The sequence below is a fragment of the Lamprobacter sp. genome (assembly GCF_034860625.1).
In the GTDB taxonomy this organism is placed as follows: domain Bacteria; phylum Pseudomonadota; class Gammaproteobacteria; order Chromatiales; family Chromatiaceae; genus Lamprobacter.
The window spans coordinates 37,890-59,185 of record NZ_JAYESN010000011.1 but is presented as its reverse complement, the minus strand read 5'-3'; the positions used below and the strand labels follow the sequence as shown (position 1 = coordinate 59,185).

The window sequence follows — 21,296 nt, the reverse complement described above, 5'->3', positions numbered from 1 at the left end:
TCTCACGGCAACAACCCTAATAAAGTTGATATAGTCCATCGGCGGCGGCGCTGCGCCTCGGCGACCCTTCTCGTCAACACAACGCCTCAGACATCTGCCCACGATCATCCGTCTAGGAAACCGCTATGGCCCTCGTCAAAAAAAATCCCGACAGCTCTTCTGCGTCTGCGAGCACCACTGAGACCCGTGCCACCAATGCCGCCGCCACCCGCGAAGCGGAAGCTCAGCGCAAGCGCGCGCGCACCCTGGCCAAGCAGCAGCAAGCCGCTGAGCGCATCGCCTCGGCCACGGCGCAGCTCGCTTCGGGTATCAATGAGGCGGCCTCTGCGGCCGAGGAGCTAAAGCGCGCTTCGGACCAAATTGCCTCGGGCGCCGAGGAGGCATCAGGTGCCTCGCAGGAATCACTGACCGCCTTCAAACAGGTCACCACCGCGCTGACCCATCAGCTGCAGAATGCCGAGGGCGCGCAAACCAAGGTCGAATCGCTGAAGGCGCTAATACTGAATGTTGGCAGCGAGATCGAGACCTTTATTGCCAACGTCGGCACCAGCGCCGAGCGCCAGGGCGAGTCGGTGAAGATGGTCTCCGAACTCGAGCAGCAGGCGGCGAATATCGGCGATATCGTCAATGCGGTGGTGCGCATCGCCGATCAGACCAATCTGCTGGCGTTGAATGCCGCCATTGAGGCCGCGCGCGCCGGCAACCACGGCAAGGGCTTCGCTGTGGTCGCCGATGAGGTGCGCACCCTGGCCGAGACTTCGGAGAAGAGTGCCAAGCAGATCCAGGATCTAGTTGCTCAGATTCAAAAGGAGGTCAAGCTGATCTCCGAGGGCATCAACAGCTCCGCGACCAAGGTCCGCGCCGAGGTCGAGAATGGCAAGCTGATCAACGAGCAGCTCGCCCAGATCCAGAAAGACTCCGTCGAGATCACTGCCGCGATCCAAGAGATCGCCGCCGGCGCGCAGGAGTCCGAGATGGCGACCAAGCAGGCCCTACAGGGCACCGAGGAGATCGCCACCGCCGCCGAGGAACAATCTTCTGCGGCGGAAGAGACGGCCAAGACCGTCGCCGAACAGACCCAGGCCCTGGCGCAATGCGAGCAGGCGGCGCAGAATCTCTCGGATCTGGCCGAGGAGCTGAGAAGCTCGACCGACATCAGCAAGAGCGCGGAAGAGGTCGCCTCGGCCGCCGAGGAGCTGTCCTCAGCCGTGCAGGAGATCAATCGTTCCAGCGCGCAGGTCTCCGAGGCCATCGAGCAGATTCGCAAGAGCGCGCAGTTGCAGTCTTCCGCCACCGAGCAATCCGCCACCGCCGTTTCGCAGATCGAGAAAGGGCTGGAGATCGCCAAACAACGTGCCACCGGGGCCGATGCGCAGATTCGCAGCATCAGTGAGCTGCTGAAGACCAATCAGACCAGCATCGAGAGCCTGATCAACGGCGTCGCCGAATCGGCCGAGTCATCGCGCGAGAGTCTGCGCCAGATCAAGAATCTGGAGCTGGTGTCGCGCAATATCGACAAGATTGTCGATGCCATCTCGACGGTCTCGATCCAGACCAACATGCTCGCGGTCAACGGCTCGATCGAGGCGGCGCGGGCGGGCGAGTTCGGCAAGGGCTTCGTGGTCGTCGCCACCGACATCCGCAATCTCGCCCACGACTCGTCCGAGAATGCCGACCGCATTAAGGATCTGGTCAAGGCCGTGCAGGATCAAATCGACACCGTCTGGCGTGACCTGGAAGAAAACATCAACGCCGCCAATGCCGAGGCGCAGAAGGCGCGCGCGATCACCACCGGCTTGAAAACCGCCGAGGCCGATGTTTCCGCAGTGCAGAAGAGCACCGTCGATGTTCTCGATGCTGCTACTGAGATTGCCGCGTCCATCGCCCAGGTGAAGACCGGCGTTGAGCAGATCTCCTCCGCAGCCGAAGAGGCTGACAAGGCCGCCACCGAGGCCGCCTCCGCCGCCAACGAGCAGGCGCAGGGCGCTGAAGAGCTGGCCGCCGCCATCGAGGAAATTGCCTCCCTCGCCGATGAGCTACAGAGCGCCTGAGTGCACCCACCGTCTAGCCGGAGATCCTCATGACCAACGAAACGGTCGCTGCCTCCCCGCCCGCGGTGGGCAGTGAGACTCAGTCGTCGAGCCCGGATAACGAATCCGATGTTCGCCAATTCGTCATCTTCGTCTGTGGTAGCGAGGTGTTTGGGGTCGACATGGCCCCCGTCCAGGAAATCATCCGCGTGCCCGAGGTGGTGCGCGTGCCACTGGGGCCCGACACCCTGCTCGGCCTCGCCAACCTGCGCGGCAAGGTGCTGCCGATCATCAGCTTGAGGCGCCTGTTTGGCTTCGACGAACGCGATGATGATGACGCCTCGCGCGCCCTCGTCATCGACTTGGGGCAGCCGCTGGGCTTCGTCGTCGATCGCGTCAGCAGTGTGGTGGCGGTGGAGCCGGAGCAGATCGAGGACGTCCGCGGCCTCAGCACCACCGTCAACACCGAGATGCTCTCCGGCCTGCTGAAGAACGTCGGCGGCTTTGAGATGGTGATGGTGATGGACTTCCAGCGCCTGATCGGGCTCGAGCTGACCGAGATCGACCAGCTCGAGGTGGCCAGCACGGCCAGTGCGGCGAGCCTGGGCCAAGAGTCCGGGGCCGCAACCGAGGATGCCGATGCAACCCAGGATGAGCTGCAACTGGTCAGCTTCCAGGTTGCCGAGCAGGAATACGCGATCCCGATCGAGCACACCCAAGAGATCGTCCAACTGCCCGAGCATATCGTCAAGGTGCCGCGTACTGAATCGCACGTGCTGGGCCTGATGAATCTGCGCAATCGGCTGCTGCCCTTGGTCTCGCTGCGCTGCCTGCTGGAGCTGCCGCCGCGCACCGCCGACGAGCATAGCCGTATCGTCGTGGTGCGCCTGGGCACCGTCACCGTCGGCCTGGTGATGGACAGCGTCAATGAAGTCCTGCGGGTGCCGACCTCGGCCGTCGAGGCAATGCCGACCCTGTTGGCCGCGAGCGGCAATCTGCAGGAGATCACCGAGATCTGCCGCCTCGGTGAGGGCGGCAAACGCCTGGTCTCGGTGATCTCGATTCGCAACCTGTTCCGCCACTCATCGATCCAAGAGGCCTTGGACAGCTTGAATACGATGCAAGAGTCCGATTCCACTGAACGCAACGGCAAGGAGGGTCAGCGCGACGACGAAGAACAGGTGGTGGTGTTCCGGCTCGACAAGGAGGAGTTCGGTGTGCCGATCGCCAGCGTGCAGGAGATCGTGCGCGTGCCCGAGGAACTCACCCATGTGCCCAAGGCGCCTGCCTTCGTCGAGGGGGTGATCAATCTGCGCGGCTCGGTGCTGCCGGTGATCGATCAGCGCCGACGCTTGGGTCTGCCCAGGGTCGAGCGCAATGATCGGCAACGCATCATGGTCTTCCTGCTCGACGGCGTGCGGATTGGTTTCATCGTCGATGTCGTCGCCGAGGTGCTGAAGATCCCTCATGCCGCGATCGAGCCGGCGCCGCAGTTGTCCGCGGAGCAGGCGCAGTTGATCACCCGTGTCGCCAATATGCAAAAGCAAAAGCGCCTGATCCAGTTGCTCGACCCGACGCACCTGATCGCCCGTGAGCAGCGCCAGGAGCTGGCCAGCTTAGCCGATCAGGCCGAGGCTGAACCGCCAACAGCATGAAGGCACGGCCGTGATCAAGCTGCTGATCGTCGATGACTCGGCGCTGATGCGCCGACAGCTCAAGACCCTCTTCCAGGCCGAGGGCGACTTCCAGATCGAAGTCGCGCGCAATGGCGAGGAGGCGGTGGAGCTGAACAGCCGCTTCGAGCCGGATGTCATCACGCTCGACATCAACATGCCGCAGATGGATGGCCTCACTGCGCTGTCGCTGCTGATGGCCGAGCGTCCGGTGCCGGTGGTGATGGTCTCCTCGCTGACCGAGAAGGGCGCCCTCTCCACCTTTGAGGCGCTCAATCTTGGCGCCGTCGACTACATCCCCAAGCCCGATGGCACCATCTCGCTGTCGATCGCCGAGATCGAGCGCGAGATCATCGCCAAGGTGCGCGCCGCCGCTGGGGCGCATCTGAAGAAGTCGCGCGGGTTGGCGGCCCGCATCCGCGGCGATCTGAGCGTCTCCAAGGCGACGCAGCCGATGACACCGAAACGCTCACCACTGGTGATCGATCAGACCGCGAGCCGCGATGGGCTGGTGATCATCGGCGTCTCCACCGGCGGCCCGCGCACGCTCGAGGACATCCTGCCGAAGCTTCCGGCCAACTTTCCCTGGCCGGTGTTGGTCGCTCAGCACATGCCGCCGAGCTTTACCCGCCCGTTCGCCGATCGGATGAATGGCCTGTGCGCGCTCGAGGTGTTCGAGTTGCAGCGGCCGCAGCTGCTGGAGGCCGGACAGATCTGCATCGGCCGGGGTGGCGCGGATATGGTGGTGGTGCGCCGGGCGAACCGGCTGATGGTCAGCTCGCGCCCGGAATCCGCCGAGCATCTTTGGCATCCCTCGGTGGAATTGCTCGGTGAATCGGTGCTCCAGCATTGTGATCCGCAGCGCGTTATTGGCGTGCTGCTCACCGGCATGGGCTACGATGGGGCCGAGTCCTTCGCCGAGCTCAATCGCCGCGGCGCCCGCACCATTGCCGAATCCAAGCAATCGGCCGTGGTCTTCGGCATGCCGGCAGAACTGATCAACCGCGGTGGTGCCACCAAGGTGCTCTCGATGGAGCACATCGCCGAACAGATTATTCAGTGGGTCAACGCCGGCTAATCACACGAGACCAGCCAACACAGACCATGGGACTCAAAAAAGGCAAACCGACGCCGGCGACCGATGTGCCCGGCGAGCGTCAACAGGCGCGCGATCTGGACGGACTCTTGCACGCCCTGCAAGCTGAGGATCCACTCACGCGGCGCTGGGCGGCGCGTGATCTTGAGGCCCATCCAGAGGCCGCCGCCGCCCTGCTGACCCAACTGCGGCGCGAGCCGGAAAACAGTGTGCGCCAGGTGATCCTGACCGCACTGACCGGCATCGGCAACGAGACGGCGATCCAGGGCCTGATCGACTGTCTCTATCTCGAAGATGTGATGCTGCGGAATGCCGCGATCGAGGTGTTGAAGGAATTACCCGATCAGGTCGCCCCCTTCATGGGGCGGTTATTGAAGGACGCCGATCCCGATGTGCGCATCTTTGCCGTCGATGTGCTCGAATCCCTGCGGCATCCGCGCGTCGAGGAATGGCTGATCGAGGTCATCAGCGAGGACCCCCATGTGAACGTCTGCGCCACCGCGGTCGATCTGCTCGGCGAGGTTGGCAGCGATCAGGCCAAGGCTGCACTGGCATCCCTGAAGCAGCGCTTCGCCGAAGAGCCTTACATTCAGTTTGCCGCTGATCTCGCCCTCAAGCGCATCGAGGCCGACGAAGCCTGATGCTGAATCAACCGAGGATCAGCGACGAAGATTTCCAGAAGTTCAGGGAATTCTTCTATCGCAAGACGGGCATGCTGTTCGAGGACGGCAAACGTTACTTCGTCGACAAACGCCTGCTCGAGCGCATGGCGGCAACCGACAACGAGACCTTTCGCGGTTATTTTACCCTGCTGCGCTTCCAGGCCTCGGGCGCCGAATTGCAGGCGCTGATCAACCTGATGACGGTCAATGAGACCTACTTCTTTCGCGAGGAGTATCAGTTTCAATGTCTGGTCGGCTCGATGCTCACCGAGATCGTCGCGCGGCGCACCTCGACCAAGCCGATTCGGATCTGGTCGGTGCCATCGTCCTCCGGCGAGGAGCCCTATGGCATCGCCATCTACCTGCTCGAGCACTGGCCGCTACTGCGGCAGTGGGATGTCGAGATCATCTCCTCGGATATCGACACCCAGATCCTGAAACAGGCCAAGCAAGGTCTGTATAGCGATCGCGCCGTACAGCATGTACCGGAACCGCTGTTGAAGAAATACTTCCAGCGCGTCGGCACGCAGTATCAGGTACGGCAAACCTTACGCGAAGCAGTAGAATTCACCCAGGTCAATGTCAGCGATAGCGCCGACATGCGCAGCCACCGGCACTTTGATGTCATCTTCTGTCGCAATCTGCTGATCTATTTCGATGACATCTCGCGCAAGAAGACGGCAGAGTCATTCTTTGATGCCCTGAACCCCGGTGGCTTCATCTGCCTTGGGCACTCCGAGGCGATGAGCCGTATCTCGCCGCTGTTCGACATCCGGCGGTTTCCCGAAGCGATCGTCTATCAGAAACCCCTGGAGGCGCGATGAAACGCATTCTGGTCATTGATGACGCCGCCACAGTGCGCCTCTATCACCGTGAAATCCTTGAAAAAGCGGGGTTTATGGTCGACGAGGCGATCAACGGGCTGGAAGCCCTGGAAAAGCTCGAACAGGCGCCCTTCGATCTGTACCTGGTTGATGTCAATATGCCGAAGCTCGACGGCTATGGCTTCTTACGCGCACTGCGCCAGTTGGATGTACCTCAGGTCCCAGCGATCATGATCTCGACCGAATCCTCTGCCAGTGATCGCCACACCGCTCTGGTTGCCGGCGCCAATCTCTACATCCTCAAGCCGATCAAGCCTGAACAGCTGCTGGCCCATGTGCAAGGCCTGCTCGGGGAGTGGCAAGACTGATGACTCCATTACTGGAACAGTTCCTCAGTGAGTCGCGTGATGCCATCCAGTCCATTGGCGAAAAGCTCATGCAACTGGAGACCCGGCCCGATGACCAGGCGCTCATGGGCGAGTTGTTCCGGCTGGTGCATACGCTCAAGGGCAACAGCGGCCTGTTCGATCTGCCGGAGATGATCCGGGTCCTGCATGCGGCCGAGGACCTGATGGATACGGTCCGGGCCGGGCGCGCGACCTACTCGCAGGCGCTCGCCGACCAACTGCTCGAGGCGATGGACTTCGTCTTGGCCGTGCTCGACGAGATCCAGCAGGCCGATAGCGACAACCTGCCGGCCAATGCCGACCGCTCGGCGGCCGCCGTCGATCTGGCGCGCTCATTGCAGCAGCTCAAGCCCGATGATGACCCGTCAGAAGCCACCGCTGCCAGCCAAGTCCCGTCGACGGGCCAGCCTGCTGGTGCCTCGACCAGCGACTCGACCAGCCCGTCAGGGGCTGGGGCAGGAACCGGGCCAGCCACTGCTTCGGGGTCAATCCCGTCGGCAAACTCGGATCTCAGCGCCGCGCTTGCCCGGGTGCCGGAAGCCCTGCGCATGCAGCTGTATCGACAAACGCTCGCCGGCGAGACCTTCTTCTGGATCTGTTACGAGCCCGAGGAAGAGTGTTTCTTCAAGGGCGAAGACCCCTTCTTCCAGATCATTCAGGTCGACCGGCCGTTATGGCGCGCATTGAGTGCTCGTGAGCCCTGGCCAGATCCAGAGACCCTGGATGCCTACCGCTGTCTGCTGCGCTTCGAGTGCATCACTGCGATGGACCGCGACAGCCTTGCCGAGCATTTTCGCTATGTGCCCGATCAGGTCCAGGTCCGACCGATCACCCTAGAAGTCTTGCCGATCCCGACCGGCGCAGAACACGACGGCGTGCCCGTCGCCGATTATCTGCAGACTGCCAGCGAGCAGCTCGCGCAGGGCGACCTGCCGAGCCTGATCCAGAGCAGCCGTGTGCTGCTGGAGCTTGCAGCACCTGGCTTGCGCATCGCCTCGGCCATGCGCTGGCTGCTGCTGCTACTGGAAACGCAGCCCGAGGATCAGGCGCTGCCTGAAGCCTTGTTGGCGCGCATCCGCCAACTGGAGGACCCGATGGCGATGGCGGCGCTGCCGTCGGATTCGACGGCAGGCGCTCCGCCAGTCCAAGCGTCAACCCAGGCTGAAGCGCGACCAGAAGCGCAACCAACAGCCGATCAGCGAGACAGCCGCACCCCAGCAGAACAGCAGACCGGACGCTTGTCGATCGGCGAGCCCCTGGCCGGTATCCTGCAAACCCAGGCCGAGATCCTGGCGTTGGAAGATCACCCGGACTGGCTTCAGGGTCGCCTGCGCGCGGTTGCCGCCAGCCTGCGTGCGGCCTTCGGCAGCCTTGGCGATGAAGCCGCGTTGACGACCCTCCAGACGGCGCTGGAGCAGGCGCTGGAGCAGGACAGCCCGCATCCCTTGCGCGACTGGATTGAGGGACAGGGCACGCCTTACCTGGCCGCCATCGCCGAGGCCCCCGCTGCTGCCGATGCCTCCAGCCTGTCCGCTGCTTCCGCGTCGCTCGCCGACGCCGCCTCGTTCGAGACTTCAGCGACGCCTGCTTCCGCTGATGCCCCCTCGGCGACCGGGGTCAGCAAAGCCGCCGGCGCGGCCTCAAGCGTTCCAGGTGGCACCCAGGCCAGCAACACTGCAAGCGCCCCCACAGGTGCTCAAGCCGCGCCGCGCAAATTTGGCCGTCGGCTCGAGGACAACTACGCCGCACCCAGCGCGATCAAGGTCGATCAGGTCAAGATCGACACCATGATGAGCCTGATCGGCGAGATGATCGTCGCCAAGAATGCCCTGCCCTATCTCGCCGCCCGCGCCGAGAAGGTATTCGGCGTGCGTGATCTGGCGCGCGAGATCAAGGGCCAGTACAGCACCATCCATCGCATCGCTGATGAGATGCAGGACGCGATCATGCAGATCCGTCTGCTCCCGGTGTCCTTCGTCTTCCAGCGCTTCCCCCGGCTGGTGCGCGATACAGCGAAGAAGCTTGGCAAAGAAGTCCATCTAGTGATGGAGGGTGAATCGACCGAGGCCGACAAGAATGTCATCGAATCCCTGGCCGATCCGCTGGTGCACATCATCCGCAACAGCCTCGATCACGGCCTGGAGACAGCCGATGAGCGCCGCGCCGCCGGCAAGCCAGCGGCCGGGCAGCTGAGCATCCGCGCACGCTCGGAGTCGGATCGGGTGGTGATCGAGATCGCCGATGATGGTCGCGGCATCGATCCCGAGACCATGCGGCGCAAGGCCTACGAGAAAGGCATCATCGATGAGCAGACGCTGGAACGGCTCAGCGATCAGGAGGCGGTGAACCTGGTCTTCGCAGCGGGATTCTCGACCGCCGCCAAGGTCTCTGATCTCTCCGGGCGCGGGGTCGGCATGGACGTGGTGCGCAACGCTGTGGCACAGGTCAACGGCAGCATCGACCTGAAGAGCGAGCCCGGCAAGGGCACGCTCCTGCGCCTCTCGCTGCCGCTGTCGATGGCGGTGAGCAATGTGATGATCATCCAGTCCGCCGGGCAGCGCTTCGGTGTCGCCATGGATGCCGTCGCCGAGACCGTGCGCGTGCCCGAGACCAGCATTCAGACGATCAAGCAGCAAAAGACCACGGTCTTGCGCGGACGGGTCATGCCGCTGATGGCGCTCAACGATCTCTTGGGCCTAGGCGAGCCGCAGGTCGCCAATGACGACCGCGAGTTGGCGGTCTTGGTGGTGCGGATCGAGAACGATTTTCTCGGTATCATCGTTGACGACTGCCTCGAGACGGTGGATATCATCCTCAAGCCCCTCGCCGGTTTTCTTGGCAACATCAAGGGGTACGCCGGCTCCGCCCTGCTAGGCGATGGCTCGGTGCTCTTGGTCATCAACCCCAGAGGTCTACTGTGATGGGCATGGATATCCATGGAAATACCCTGGTTATTAGCGATATCCTAGGCGTCGAGGAGGCCGAGCCCTTGCTGGAGTGGCTGCTCGAACATCGCGATGGGCAGCTCGACCTCAGCACCTGTCACCATCTACACGCCGCCAATCTGCAGGTGCTGATGGCGCTGCGGCCAACCATCACATCCTGGCCGGATGATCCTGCACTCTCGGATTGGCTCAAAATCGCATTCGATGAAATGGAGTCTAACCATGCCTAAGACCATTCTCGTGGTCGATGATGCCGCCACCATGGTCATGAGCCTGAAGGCCAGTCTGGAGATCGCCGGCTTCAAGGTCGAGACCGCCAACGATGGTGTTCAGGCCATCGACAAGCTGAAAAGCGGCGTTAAGCCCGACCTCATCATCACCGATATCAATATGCCGAACATGGGCGGCATCGAGTTCATCGGTAAGGCACGCGCCCTGCCCGGCATGCGCTTCGTGCCGATCCTGGCGCTGACCACCGAGAGCCAGCAGGCCAAGCGCGATGAGGCGAAGAAGCTCGGCGCCACCGGCTGGCTGCTCAAGCCGACCAGTGGCGCGGATCTGGTCAAGGTCATCAAGCAGGTGCTGCCGGGTGCTTGAACGGCTATTGCGCAGGCTGCGCGACGCCGCAGCCGCGCTGCAACTCCCCGAAGACGCATCTCGCATAGAGCGCTTGCGCCGGTTGCAGCTCATCACTGCCGCGGCCATTGGGCTTGGCACGCTGCTGCTCGCGCTGTTGGTCTATGTCGGCCATGGCTGGCCACAGCAACTGGCGCAGAGGCTGCCGATCAGTGAGGCTGCGGCCCTCACGCTAACCCTTGCTGGGCTCTTGCTTATCACCCATGCACTTGCCGCCCTTCTGTTGTTTCGCGCCAGCTCCGGCATCCTCAACCGCGAGCAAGGGATGGTTGACCGCCAGCTCGAGAGCACCCAGCAAGCACTCAGCGCCAGCGCCGGCATCGACCAGGCCTTGCAAGACTATCTCGCGTTATCGGTGCGCGACAGCGAATCCTCGACCCTGACCCTGATCACCCGGGTCGACCAGTTGAATACCTCCGCGCAGAAGCTGCTCGACTACCTGCAGCACTCCGACAGCAATGCCAGCGACATGGCAACGGATATTCGCGAGGGGGTCGACGAGATGAACAAGATCGCCAGTTTCGTCCAAGAACTGCCGGACAAGATTCGCCAAAACAATCAGGCGGTGGAAAGCATCTTTTCAGAGATCAAGCATCTCGAGGGACTGGCTGGATCGATCAAGTCCATCAGTCGGCAGACCAACATGCTGTCGATCAATGCCGCCATCGAGGCCGCGCGGGCGGGCGAGGCTGGGCGTGGTTTTGCTGTGGTCGCCGCCGAGGTGCGCTCGCTGGCCAACCGCTCCGCAGAGGCCGCAGACACCATCCAATCCGGCCTTGATCACGCCTTGGGCGCGGTGAAGAAGAGTCTGAACGAGAGCGATCTAGCCAATGCCAGTCATGAGCTGGAACAGGCCAACCAGGTGGCCGTGGCCTTCGAGAAGCTGCAGCACAGCTACGAAGACATGCGTCAGTTCTACAAGACGCTGTTCACCGTAGTAACACGACACAATACCGAGCTCGCCGAGCAGATCGCCGACATGCTCGGGCTGTTGCAGTATCAGGATGTCGAGAGTCAACGGCTCAATCGCATCAAGGATGCACTGATGCAACGGCAAGAGCTCTATCTCGCCTTCGCCCAGCTCGCGGCCTCTGACGCCAAGCTTGACGACCAGCCAGACGACGCATCCGACGAAAAACTGCCACACTTGTCACAAGCCTTGCAGGCGTTGCTGGAGCAGTACCTGATGAAGGAGTCGATGCACAGCCATCCGGATCATGCCACCGAGGACAGCGAGGCCGACACGGGCCCCCGCATCGAGCTGTTCTGATAGCGCACCAACCTTATTGCCGTTCAACCGCCGCCACAGGACCCTCTATCATGACGCTGTCTCTTTCTCAGGTCCTCAGCAGCCATCAGGATGAACTGCTCAATCAGTGGTTGCACGATCTCTCCCAAACCGCTGCAGATTCGGGCTTAAACCCTGCGCATCCGGAGTTGATGGAGCCGCTCCGCGCGCTGTTCTGGGCCATCATCGCGCAACTCAACCAGGAACCTGCCCAGCAACCTATCCAGGCGCCATCTCAAGCATCGGCGCATGCGTCCGATCAGCCGGCACCGCTTCCGAGCGAACGCAGCGAACAGCAGGCGGCGCTAAAAACGGAACTGCAACAACTGATCGCCAAGCAGGCGCGCCTGCAGCGCAACCTATCCGATACCCTTGGCTTCCTGCTGCACCTCAAGCATCTGCTGCTGAAGGCACTGCTCGCCAACGAGGCGCAAGACCCAGCGGATCGCAGCATCCTCTGGCTGGACCAATGTTTCGAGCAGATCGCACGCCAGGCCTTCGACAGCGCCCTCGCCGAGCGCGATCGCTATATCTCCGAACAAAGCCTGTCGATCATGGAGCTGTCGACGCCGGTGCTGCGGCTCTGGCATCAGATCCTGCTGCTACCGCTGGTCGGCGTCATCGATACCGGCCGCGCGCGCCAGGTCACCGATCATCTACTCGAGGCGATCGCCAAATACGAGGCGCGGGTCACCGTCATCGACCTCACCGGCGTGCCGATCATCGACACCAGCGTCGCCCAGCACATCATGAAGACCGTGGATGCGGCGCGCCTGCTCGGCAGCCGGGTGGTGCTCACCGGCATCAGCCCGGAGGGCGCGCAGACCTTGACCAAGCTCGGCATCCGCTTCGGCGATGTCATCTCCCGCGCCAGCCTGCGCGCTGGGATCGCCGAGGCGCTGCTGATCACCGGTAAGCGCATCTCAGCGATGGACGGTGGCGCACGATGAAGATCCCGATCCTGCGCCTCGGCCGCATCCTGCTGGTCTCGATCCAGGAGGATCTCACCGATAACGAGGCGATGCAGTTCCAATCGGATCTGGTCAACAAGGTCGCCGAGATCGAGGCGCTTGGCGTCGCCGTCGATATCACCGCGCTGGATGTGGTGGACTCCTACATGGCGCGCGTCATCAACGACACCGCCAGCATGGTGCGCCTGCTCGGTGCCGAGGTGGTGATCTGCGGGGTGCAGCCCTTCGTCGCCATGACCCTGATCGAGATGGGCCGCGACCTGATCGGCGCCGACTGCACCTTCAATCTCGATCAGGGGCTCGAACAACTGAAAACGCGCATCGCCGGTCGGGGTGACATTCGTTTCGCCGGTGACGAGGATGAATGAGCCAGCGTCGATCGAGCGTATCCCCATCCGCACCCATAACGACATCGTCACCGCGCGCCATGCCGCGCGCGAACACAGTGCCCGGCTTGGCTTCGGCCGCGCCTATCAGACCCGGCTCGCCACCGCGGTCTCGGAACTCACCCGCAACGTCATCCAGTACGCCGGCGAGGGCTATTGCCTGATCGAGGATCAGGTCGACGCCCAGGGCTGCCGCATCCAGGTCACCGTCGAGGATCAGGGTCCGGGCATCCCCGATCTGGCGCTGGCGATGGCCGATGGCTTCAGCACCAGCGGCGGGCTTGGCGCTGGCCTCCCCGGCACCCGTCGGTTAGTCGACCATTTTCAGATCAGCTCCGAGCCAGGGCTTACCCGTATTGTCATCAGCATCCACAAAGCACTCTGAGATGATCGGCCAGCCGGCCTTGAATGAGACCTTGAATCGGGCCTTGAACGGGACCGCCGGCCGTCTCTTTTCGATCCGCACCGAGGCCGATGTGATGGAGGTTGCGCGCGGTGCCCGACAACTTGCCGAGCGTCTCGGCTTCAGCCAGGTGCATGCCTACCATCTGGCCATCGCGACCTCAGAGCTGGCAACCAACTTGGCGGTGTACGCAGGCGGCGGCACCGTGCGTCTGCGAGTCCTCGACGACACCGAGCAAACCGCCCGCATCGGCATCGAGCTGTCGGTCGAGGATCAAGGCCCTGGCATCCCCGACCTCGCGCTGGCCATGACCGAAGGCTATAGCACCGGCGCGCGTCTGGGCTGCGGCTTGCCCGGCGCCAGTCGGCTCATGGATGAGTTCAGCATCGACTCCTCGACACATCAGGGCACCCGGATTCGGGCGGTGAAATGGCGCCAGCCTGCGCCCAGGTTACCTGCGCATGCATCAACCGCGTCAGCAACAGCCGCACCCGCATCGACTGCGTCAGCGGCGATCGCATCCGCACCAACCGCGTCAGCAGGGACTCAGTCCAAGCGCACAGCACCCGGTCGGCAATCGTCGCCACGGACAGACCGATGAGCAGCCTTGTCGCCAATCTGGGCTTGGCCCTGCGTGCGATGCCTGGCGAATCCGTCTGCGGCGATCAGATCGGCGTCTGGCCACAGGCCGAGCACCGGCTCCAGCTCGCCTTGGCCGATGGCTTGGGACATGGCCAGGGTGCCCATCAGGCCGCCTGCAACGTCATGCGGCTGCTTGACGACCTGCAACCGCTCGCCATCAGCAGCCGCTTCCAATACTGCGATGAGGGCTTGCTGCACTCTCGCGGCGTGGCCTTGGCGATGGCCGATATCGATCTCCAAGCGCACTGCCTGACCCATGCCGCGGTCGGCAACATCCGCTCCCTGTTACTGCGTCATGGCAAGGTCAGGCGACTCGGCGCGGCGCGCGGCATCGTCGGCGCAGGCTACCGCGATCTCTATCCCGAACAGCATGACTTTCAACCCGGTGACTGGCTGGTGATGTTCTCCGACGGGATCAACGAGGACGCGCAGATCGCCGACGCCCTCAGCGGGGCCGAGCCCAGCGGGGCCACCCGGCAGGCCAGCAGCCAGGTCGCCGGGCGGACCAGCACCCAGGCCACTGGTCAAGCCATCGCCCAAGCCCTACTCGAACGCTGGGCCAGCGCGCACGATGATGCCTCTCTGCTCCTCTATCAGCATGTCTAACGCCGCTGATCAAGACCGAGGCGATGGCTGTTTGTGAAGCTGCAGCCCTCATCCGCTACCCCGATGCCTGACACCCCCGCTCAAACGCCCGCTGTGCCAGACGCGACGGACAGCATCGCCGAACGCTACGCGCGCGTCTTGCATCGGGCCGTGCTCGGCGCTGATCCGCTGGTGATCGAGACCGCCCTCGCCGAGGCCGCCGAGCTTGGGCGCGAGATGATGCGCGCCGAGATCACGCTGGAAGAGGTCAGCGAGATCCATCACGATGCCCTGGTCGCGCTCGCCCAAGCGCATCCGCAGTTGATCCTGGCGAAGGTTGCCAGCCGGATCACGGCGCCGCTGATGGAGGCCTACATGGCCTACAGCCTGACCTTTCGCGAACAGCTCGAGCATCGCACCAACGCCATTCTCAACGCCCGCATCGATCAGCTGCGGCGGCTGGAATCGATCGGCACCCTGGCGGCCGGCGTCGCGCATGAATTCAATAACATCCTCGGCAGCATCATCGGCTTCAGCGAGCTGCTGACCGATGAGATCGAAGCGGACGCACCCGGTAGCCAATACCTCAAGCACATCCTGCAAGCGAGTTTTCGGGCGCGCGATCTCACCGCTCGCCTGCTGACCTTCGCCCGTGACATGCCGGAGGTGCGCGAGCCGGTCGATGTGGTGGCGGTCGCCGCCGAGACCCTTGAGCTGCTGCGCGCGACCCTGCCGGTTAGCATCCGCCTGACACTCGAGGCCTCGGTCCCACAGGCTTGGATCATGGCCGATGCGAGCCAGATCCAGCAGATCATCATGAATCTCTGCATCAATGCCGCCGATGCGATCCAGGTTCGCGACGGTCGCATCCGCATCGGCATCGAACCCCGGATGCACGGCGCCCCGACCGAGCACCGGAGCGATCCACCGCTCGAACCCGCCCAGCCCCTCGTTCGCCTCAGCGTCAGCGACAACGGCGAAGGCATGACGGCAGAGACCAGAGCCCGCATCTTCGACCCCTTTTTCACCACCAAGGCGCCCGGCAAGGGCACCGGCCTCGGCCTCTCGGTCATCCATGGCCTGGTGACCAGCATGGGCGGTACCATCAGCTTGGAGAGCACGCCCGGCCTCGGCAGCCGCTTCAGTATCGATCTGCCAGCCTTGAGCGGATCACTCCAGCCGGCGGTACGAGAACCGGCGGCGCTTGATGAGAACGCGCCCGCAGCGCGCAATGAGAACGCACCCACGGTGCGCGATGAGAACACGTCCGCAGCGCGCAATGAGCACGCGCCTGCGGCGCTCAGCACAGCGACGGAAACCAACCACCATGACGACGATCCTGATTGTTGATGACGACGAACTCTTCCGCACCATGCTTGAGGCCATGCTGCGCAAGGAAGGCCATCAGGTACTCAGCGCGGTCAATGGCAGCGAGGCCTTGGCGCTGCTGCAATCCCAGTCACCAGACCTGATCATGACCGATATCCTGATGCCCGATGGCGACGGCATCGAGCTGATCACGGCGCTCAATCAGCAGCAACGCGGCATCCCGATCATCGCCATGTCCGGTGGGCGGCGCAACATCAGCCTCGAATTCAACCTGGAATCGGCCACGCTGATGGGCGTGAAGGCCACGCTGCCAAAGCCGTTCACCCGCGACAGGCTGCGCCAGGTGCTCGCCGACGCGCTGCAACCATGACCACCACCGCGAGCGCTGGCGAGACGCTTGGTCCCAGCGTCCTGGCGGTGGCGAATCGCAAGGGCGGCACCGGCAAGACCACCACCGCTGTCAACCTGGCGGCCGCCTTCGCCGCCGCCGGCAAACGCACCTTACTGATCGATCTGGACACCCAAGGCCATTGCGCCTTCGGGCTGGGTCTGCAGCCAACACCGGGGCAGCTCAGCGCGCATCACCTGTTTGCCGAGGCACCACCGACGCTGACCGAGCTATGCTGCAGCACGGCTTGGGACGGTCTGGACCTGGTGCCCGCCAGCACCGACTTTCGCCACGGACGCATCCGCGATGATGACCAAATCCTCGCCCGTGCCCTCGCCGAGCCGGCGATCACCGAGCGCTATGATCAGATCCTCATCGATTCGCCACCCTCGCTCGATCACCTCCTGTTCAACGCCCTCTCAGCCGCGCACTGGGCGATCATCCCGTTCGTCCCGCATCCTCTGGCTGGCGAAGGTGTCAAGCAGCTCTCACGGGTCTTCTTTCAGGTCGCCCTGCGCACCAACACCCGACTGCGCCTGCTCGGCGTGCTGCCGGTGATGCTCGACACGCGGATCGGACAGCACCGGCTGATCCGCACCCAGGTCGCGGGGCAATTCGGCGAACAGCGCGTCTTAGGCGGCATCCGCAACGACATCAAGCTCGCCGAGGCCTTCGCCGCCGGCCAGCCCGTGCGTGTCTACGCCCCGCGCAGCCGCGGCCAACAGGATTATCAGCAGGCGTTTGAGGCGATCGCGGCCTGTCTCCGGAATCCATCAATCGCCTGTCCGCGGGACGGCAGAAGCACTCGCCCGCAGCAGGCGTCTGAGCAATAGCACCGCAAGCGAGATCACCACTAGGATGACCAGACCGATGATCGCTTCGACCAGATTCTGCTCGAGCATGGATTCCCCAAGCAGCACGAAACCGGCGCCATAAGCGCCTGTGAGCAACATCGAGACCCCAAAATGTAGCTTCAGCGGGATGCCGGAAAAGCCAAGCAGATAGTTCTTGATGAACAGCGGCACACCGGGCGTGATCCGCAGCAGCAAGGTGAACTGCAAGGCGCTGCGCTGACGACCGTCAAACGAGGGCAAGCGGTAGCGGGTACTCGCCAACAGGCGTTCCAGATACGGACGCAGCCCGCTATGGGCGATCCAGTGGCAGAGCAAGAGGTTTGCGGCCAAGGCCAGGAGCGAGCCCAACAGTCCGAGCGCGGTTCCAAACAAGGCGCCGGTCAGCACGAAGAGTGGCGTGATCGGGAAACCGAGGGCCGGTAGCACGGCCATCAGCAGGAAGAAGGAGAGCGGGTCGGCCTCACGTTTCCAGTCAAGGATCAGCTCATAGTTCCAGAACAGCCAGAGCGCCAGCAAGAGCGCGATGATCAGCGCCGTCGTCAACAGCACCGCACCGAGCAGTGAGCGGTTGCCCCACCAGGATGCGCTAAGCCGTTTCATCCCAGGCCCTGTTGCTGATCAAAGCAGCGATTCGACTGCACATCGGTCCGCCGGTCTTCGACATCATGAGCAGGCTCAGAACGCTTAGCGTCGCGCTTGCGGGCTAGTCGGGTCGATGACGATAGACGGACTTATCCAGATGCTTCACCAGGTAGTAGCCGCCGATCAGCGTTGCGAGCAGCGCCGCCATGCCAATCATGTACATGGCCGGGTCACCCTTACCCTCAAGGTCCAGGACCACCACCTTGCGCGAGAGCGCCGTAATCGCGATCAATAGCATCATCTCCACATGCACCGACTTATCGACCATGTACATGTAGATGCTGGCCATCAGCTCGACCGCGATGAGCACGATCAGGAACATGCCGAAGACCTCGAACAGCTCGTTGAGACCGAGCAGGAAACCGTCGGTGCTGATCAGATCCTGATAGAGGATGAAACAGAGCTCGATCAGCGCGATCACCGAGACTAGGGCAATCAATAGCAGCAGCACAAAGGCGAGACTGCGCTCGAAGTAATGGAAGAGCGCATGCAGAATTGGATGCTTAGGCTTAGGCCGGGCGACACCAAACAACTCCAGCGCCGGCAGTGACGCAGCGCCGTCATCGACCGCCCCTGGCGCCAGCTCGGACTGAGTATCCAAGCCATCGCCACCGGCAGGAACGATGCGGACCAAGGCGCCAGCCTGGGCAAAAGCGGCATGCAAACGGGCCGCAAGCGCACCATCGATGCCGCGCTTAATGGTGACAGCGCTACCGCTAAAGAGCTGTGCAACCGCGTCGTCGGTCAGCTTGAAGAGTGCCTTGACGCGTGCACGGGCCTTTTTAGGGTCGGTGCCGGGGGTCAGCTCGCCGGCAAACTCGAGGTCGAATCGCGTTCCGCTCATGCTGGCCACATCAACCCTGCGGGCGCATGTGCGGGAACAGCAGCACGTCGCGGATCGACGCCGAGTCGGTAAACAGCATCACCAAGCGGTCGATGCCGATGCCCTCACCCGCGGTTGGCGGCAAGCCGTGCTCCAGCGCACAGATATAGTCGGCATCGAAGTGCATGGCCTCTAGATCACCGGCGTCCTTCTCGGCGGCTTGCTGGCGAAAGCGCTCGGCCTGATCCTCGGGGTCATTCAGCTCGGAGAAGCCATTCGCGATCTCGCGGCCAGCGACGAAGAACTCGAAGCGATCGGTCACGAACGGATCAGTGTCGCTCTGCCGAGCCAACGGCGAGACCTCGGTCGGATAGGCCGTGATGAAGGTGGGCTGCATCAACTTCGACTCGACAGCCTTCTCGAAGATCTCGGTCTGCAGCTTACCGAGACCATAGCTGTCTTTGACATGGATGCCGAGGCGCTCTGCGACAGCTCGGGCGCGCTCCAGGGAGTCGAGATCCTCGCCACTCAGGTCCGGATTGAACTGCAGGATCGACTCGCGCAGAGTCAGGCGCGCGAATGGCTGCGCGAGGTCGTAGGTTTCGCCCTGATAGCTGATCTGAGTGGTCCCCAACACGCGCTCGGCAAGCGCTGGCAGCAGGGTCTCGGTCAGGTCCATCAGCTCATGGTAATCCGCATAGGCTTGATAGAGCTCGAGCATGGTGAACTCCGGGTTATGACGCGTCGAGAGGCCTTCGTTACGGAAGTTACGATTGATCTCATAAACGCGCTCGAAGCCGCCAACCACCAGGCGCTTCAGGTAGAGCTCGGGCGCAATGCGCAGGAACAGCTGCATATCGAGCGCGTTGTGATGGGTGACGAAGGGCCGCGCGACGGCTCCGCCTGGGATCGCCTGCATCATCGGCGTCTCGACCTCGAGGAAGGCGCGCTCATTCAGGAAATCGCGGATCGCCTGCACCAGCTGCGTGCGCACGCGGAACGTCTCGCGCGTGACCTCGTTCATGATCAGGTCGAGGTAGCGCTGCCGATAACGGCTCTCGGTATCAGCCAGCCCATGCCATTTCTCGGGCAGTGGCCGCAAGGACTTGGTCAGCAGCCGCAGCTGATCGACCTTGAGCGACAGCTCGCCGGTCTTGGTCTTAAATAGCTGGCCGGAGGCGCCGACGATATCGCCAATATCCAGCTCCTTCTTGAACCAGGCGTAGTCATCGGTACCGAGTAGATCACGCTGCACAAACAACTGGATGCGCCCGCTCATGTCCTGCAGATGGGCAAAGCTCGCCTTGCCCATCACCCGCCGGCTCATCAAACGGCCGGCAACCTTGGCGCGCACGTTGCGTGTCTCAAGCTCGCTGCCCTCCATCTCGGCATACTGCGCATGCAGCTCACCGGCCACCAGGTTGCGGCGGAAATCGTTCGGGAAGGCGATGCCCTGCTCGCGGATGGCGTTGAGCTTCTCGCGCCGTTGGGCGATCAGCTTATTTTCATCCTGCTCCAACTGCGCGGACGCCTCGTGGCGGTCATTTGGCTGCATCTGGCTCATAGCTCCAACACTCTCTCAAGGGCAACCGCAGCAGCCCGATTTCAAAGCCCACTCTTCAGGCTCGCTTCGATGAAAGGATCAAGCCCTCCATCAAGCACGGCCTGGGTATTACCGGTCTCGACATTGGTGCGGAGATCTTTGATCCGGGATTGATCCAGCACATAGGAGCGGATCTGACTGCCCCAGCCGATATCGGACTTGCTCTCTTCCAGCGCCTGCTGCTCGCTGCGGCGCTTCTGCATCTCCAGCTCATAGAGCTTGGCCTTGAGCTGCTTCATCGCCTGGTCCTTATTGGCGTGCTGCGAGCGGCCATTCTGACATTGGGTGACGGTGTTGGTGGGGAGATGGGTGATGCGCACTGCGGATTCTGTCCGGTTGACGTGCTGTCCACCAGCGCCTGAGGCACGATAGACGTCGATGCGCAGATCCGCGGGATTGATCTCAATCTCAAATGAGTCGTCGATCTCCGGTGAGACGAACACCGCGGCAAACGAGGTGTGGCGTCGATTACCAGAATCAAACGGCGACTTGCGCACCAGTCGATGCACGCCGGTCTCGGTACGCAGCCAGCCGAAGGCGTGATCGCCCTGGACCGAAACCGTGGCCGATTTGATCCCCGCCACATCGCCTGCCGAGACTTCGGTTAGCTCGGTCTTGAAGCCGTGCGCTTCAGCCCAGCGCAGATACATCCGCAGCAGCATCTCAGCCCAGTCCTGCGCTTCGGTACCGCCGGAGCCGGCCTGGATATCGATGAAGGCATTCTTCGGGTCCATCTCGCCCGAGAACATGCGCCGAAACTCAAGCTCGGCGACGTGTTTGTCGAAGCCTTGCAGATCGGCGAGCAGGGCCTCGACCGTCTCGGCATCCTTTTCATCGGCGGCCATCGCCAGCAGATCATCGGCATCAGCCAGGCCGTCATCGAGCGCTTGGATGCTCTCAACAACGCTCTCGAGCGAGGCGCGCTCGCGCCCTAGCGCTTGGGCGCGCTCGGGATCGGACCAGACCTCAGGCTCTTCGAGCTCGCGTTGGACCTCGGTCAGGCGTTCTTGCTTACCGGCGACGTCAAAGATACCCCCTAAGGAGCTCGAGGCGCCCCTTGAGGTCAGCAATCTGCGCGCGAATCGGGTTGATGTCTTCCATGAGGGTCT

Annotated in this window: 22 protein-coding genes; 18 read left to right on the top strand and 4 right to left on the bottom strand. The window is 62.9% G+C overall.

What is annotated here, in order from left to right:
* Nucleotides 1-125 precede the first annotated feature (125 nt).
* The 18 genes from VBE63_RS04870 (at nt 126) to VBE63_RS04785 (ending at nt 17,098) form a co-directional block, all read left to right on the top strand.
* The gene (locus VBE63_RS04870) at nt 126-2,051 is read left to right on the top strand and encodes a methyl-accepting chemotaxis protein (RefSeq protein WP_323681872.1); all 1,926 of its coding nucleotides are present in this window, start codon (nt 126-128) and stop codon (nt 2,049-2,051) included.
* 29 nt (nt 2,052-2,080) lie between these two features.
* On the top strand, nt 2,081-3,685 hold the full coding sequence (locus tag VBE63_RS04865; protein WP_323681871.1) for a chemotaxis protein CheW: 1,605 nt from the start codon (nt 2,081-2,083) through the stop codon (nt 3,683-3,685).
* A 10-nt stretch (nt 3,686-3,695) separates the two neighbouring features.
* Nucleotides 3,696-4,781, top strand: coding sequence for a chemotaxis-specific protein-glutamate methyltransferase CheB (cheB, locus tag VBE63_RS04860; protein ID WP_323681870.1), 1,086 nt, complete (start codon nt 3,696-3,698; stop codon nt 4,779-4,781).
* 26 nt (nt 4,782-4,807) lie between these two features.
* Entirely contained in the window at nt 4,808-5,440 is a 633-nt protein-coding gene (locus tag VBE63_RS04855) for a HEAT repeat domain-containing protein (RefSeq protein ID WP_323681869.1), read from the top strand.
* A complete protein-coding gene (locus VBE63_RS04850; protein ID WP_323681868.1) occupies nt 5,440-6,285 on the top strand; it encodes a protein-glutamate O-methyltransferase CheR in 846 nt (281 codons plus the stop codon). Before VBE63_RS04855 ends, VBE63_RS04850 begins: the two co-directional genes overlap by 1 nt.
* Nucleotides 6,282-6,653 carry a response regulator gene (locus VBE63_RS04845; protein ID WP_323681867.1) on the top strand — a complete coding sequence of 124 codons (372 nt, stop codon included), beginning with the start codon at nt 6,282-6,284 and terminating at the stop codon, nt 6,651-6,653. The genes VBE63_RS04850 and VBE63_RS04845 overlap by 4 nt, the downstream gene beginning before the upstream one ends.
* Nucleotides 6,653-9,613 (top strand): chemotaxis protein CheA, encoded by a 2,961-nt coding sequence (locus VBE63_RS04840; RefSeq protein ID WP_323681866.1) that lies wholly within the window; start codon nt 6,653-6,655, stop codon nt 9,611-9,613. Before VBE63_RS04845 ends, VBE63_RS04840 begins: the two co-directional genes overlap by 1 nt.
* Nucleotides 9,613-9,867 (top strand): hypothetical protein, encoded by a 255-nt coding sequence (locus VBE63_RS04835; RefSeq protein ID WP_323681865.1) that lies wholly within the window; start codon nt 9,613-9,615, stop codon nt 9,865-9,867. Before VBE63_RS04840 ends, VBE63_RS04835 begins: the two co-directional genes overlap by 1 nt.
* Nucleotides 9,860-10,234 (top strand): response regulator, encoded by a 375-nt coding sequence (locus tag VBE63_RS04830; protein WP_323681864.1) that lies wholly within the window; start codon nt 9,860-9,862, stop codon nt 10,232-10,234. Before VBE63_RS04835 ends, VBE63_RS04830 begins: the two co-directional genes overlap by 8 nt.
* On the top strand, nt 10,227-11,543 hold the full coding sequence (locus VBE63_RS04825; RefSeq protein WP_323681863.1) for a methyl-accepting chemotaxis protein: 1,317 nt from the start codon (nt 10,227-10,229) through the stop codon (nt 11,541-11,543). Before VBE63_RS04830 ends, VBE63_RS04825 begins: the two co-directional genes overlap by 8 nt.
* A gap of 50 nt (nt 11,544-11,593) precedes the next feature.
* Complete coding sequence (locus tag VBE63_RS04820; RefSeq protein ID WP_323681862.1) at nt 11,594-12,511, top strand: STAS domain-containing protein; 918 nt, start codon at nt 11,594-11,596, stop codon at nt 12,509-12,511.
* Nucleotides 12,508-12,900 (top strand): STAS domain-containing protein, encoded by a 393-nt coding sequence (locus VBE63_RS04815; protein WP_323681861.1) that lies wholly within the window; start codon nt 12,508-12,510, stop codon nt 12,898-12,900. Before VBE63_RS04820 ends, VBE63_RS04815 begins: the two co-directional genes overlap by 4 nt.
* Nucleotides 12,893-13,303, top strand: a complete 411-nt coding sequence (locus VBE63_RS04810; protein ID WP_323681860.1) for an anti-sigma regulatory factor — start codon at nt 12,893-12,895, stop codon at nt 13,301-13,303. Before VBE63_RS04815 ends, VBE63_RS04810 begins: the two co-directional genes overlap by 8 nt.
* Before the next feature lies 1 nt (nt 13,304).
* Complete coding sequence (locus tag VBE63_RS04805) at nt 13,305-13,922, top strand: anti-sigma regulatory factor (protein WP_323681859.1); 618 nt, start codon at nt 13,305-13,307, stop codon at nt 13,920-13,922.
* Entirely contained in the window at nt 13,919-14,569 is a 651-nt protein-coding gene (locus VBE63_RS04800) for a SpoIIE family protein phosphatase (RefSeq protein WP_323681858.1), read from the top strand. The genes VBE63_RS04805 and VBE63_RS04800 overlap by 4 nt, the downstream gene beginning before the upstream one ends.
* A gap of 63 nt (nt 14,570-14,632) precedes the next feature.
* Nucleotides 14,633-15,898 (top strand): sensor histidine kinase, encoded by a 1,266-nt coding sequence (locus VBE63_RS04795; RefSeq protein WP_323681857.1) that lies wholly within the window; start codon nt 14,633-14,635, stop codon nt 15,896-15,898.
* Nucleotides 15,876-16,247 carry a response regulator gene (locus tag VBE63_RS04790; protein ID WP_323681856.1) on the top strand — a complete coding sequence of 124 codons (372 nt, stop codon included), beginning with the start codon at nt 15,876-15,878 and terminating at the stop codon, nt 16,245-16,247. Before VBE63_RS04795 ends, VBE63_RS04790 begins: the two co-directional genes overlap by 23 nt.
* A complete protein-coding gene (locus tag VBE63_RS04785; protein WP_323681855.1) occupies nt 16,244-17,098 on the top strand; it encodes a ParA family protein in 855 nt (284 codons plus the stop codon). The genes VBE63_RS04790 and VBE63_RS04785 overlap by 4 nt, the downstream gene beginning before the upstream one ends.
* Here VBE63_RS04785 and VBE63_RS04780 read toward each other — a convergent pair.
* The 4 genes from VBE63_RS04780 to prfB all read right to left on the bottom strand — a co-directional run bounded on the left by VBE63_RS04780 (nt 17,039) and on the right by prfB (nt 21,288).
* Nucleotides 17,039-17,719, bottom strand: coding sequence for a TVP38/TMEM64 family protein (locus VBE63_RS04780; protein ID WP_323681854.1), 681 nt, complete (start codon nt 17,717-17,719; stop codon nt 17,039-17,041). The genes VBE63_RS04785 and VBE63_RS04780 overlap by 60 nt on opposite strands.
* Before the next feature lie 103 nt (nt 17,720-17,822).
* The gene (locus VBE63_RS04775; protein WP_323681853.1) at nt 17,823-18,605 is read right to left on the bottom strand and encodes a phosphate-starvation-inducible PsiE family protein; all 783 of its coding nucleotides are present in this window, start codon (nt 18,603-18,605) and stop codon (nt 17,823-17,825) included.
* 10 nt (nt 18,606-18,615) lie between these two features.
* On the bottom strand, nt 18,616-20,139 hold the full coding sequence (gene lysS / locus VBE63_RS04770) for a lysine--tRNA ligase (RefSeq protein WP_323681852.1): 1,524 nt from the start codon (nt 20,137-20,139) through the stop codon (nt 18,616-18,618).
* A gap of 50 nt (nt 20,140-20,189) precedes the next feature.
* Nucleotides 20,190-21,288, bottom strand: a protein-coding gene (gene prfB / locus VBE63_RS04765) for a peptide chain release factor 2 (protein ID WP_323681851.1) whose coding sequence is annotated in 2 segments (ribosomal slippage) — nt 20,190-21,212 and nt 21,214-21,288 — 1,098 coding nt in all. Because the reading frame shifts where the segments join, the coding sequence is not laid out codon by codon here.
* Between the last annotated feature and the right edge of the window lie 8 nt (nt 21,289-21,296).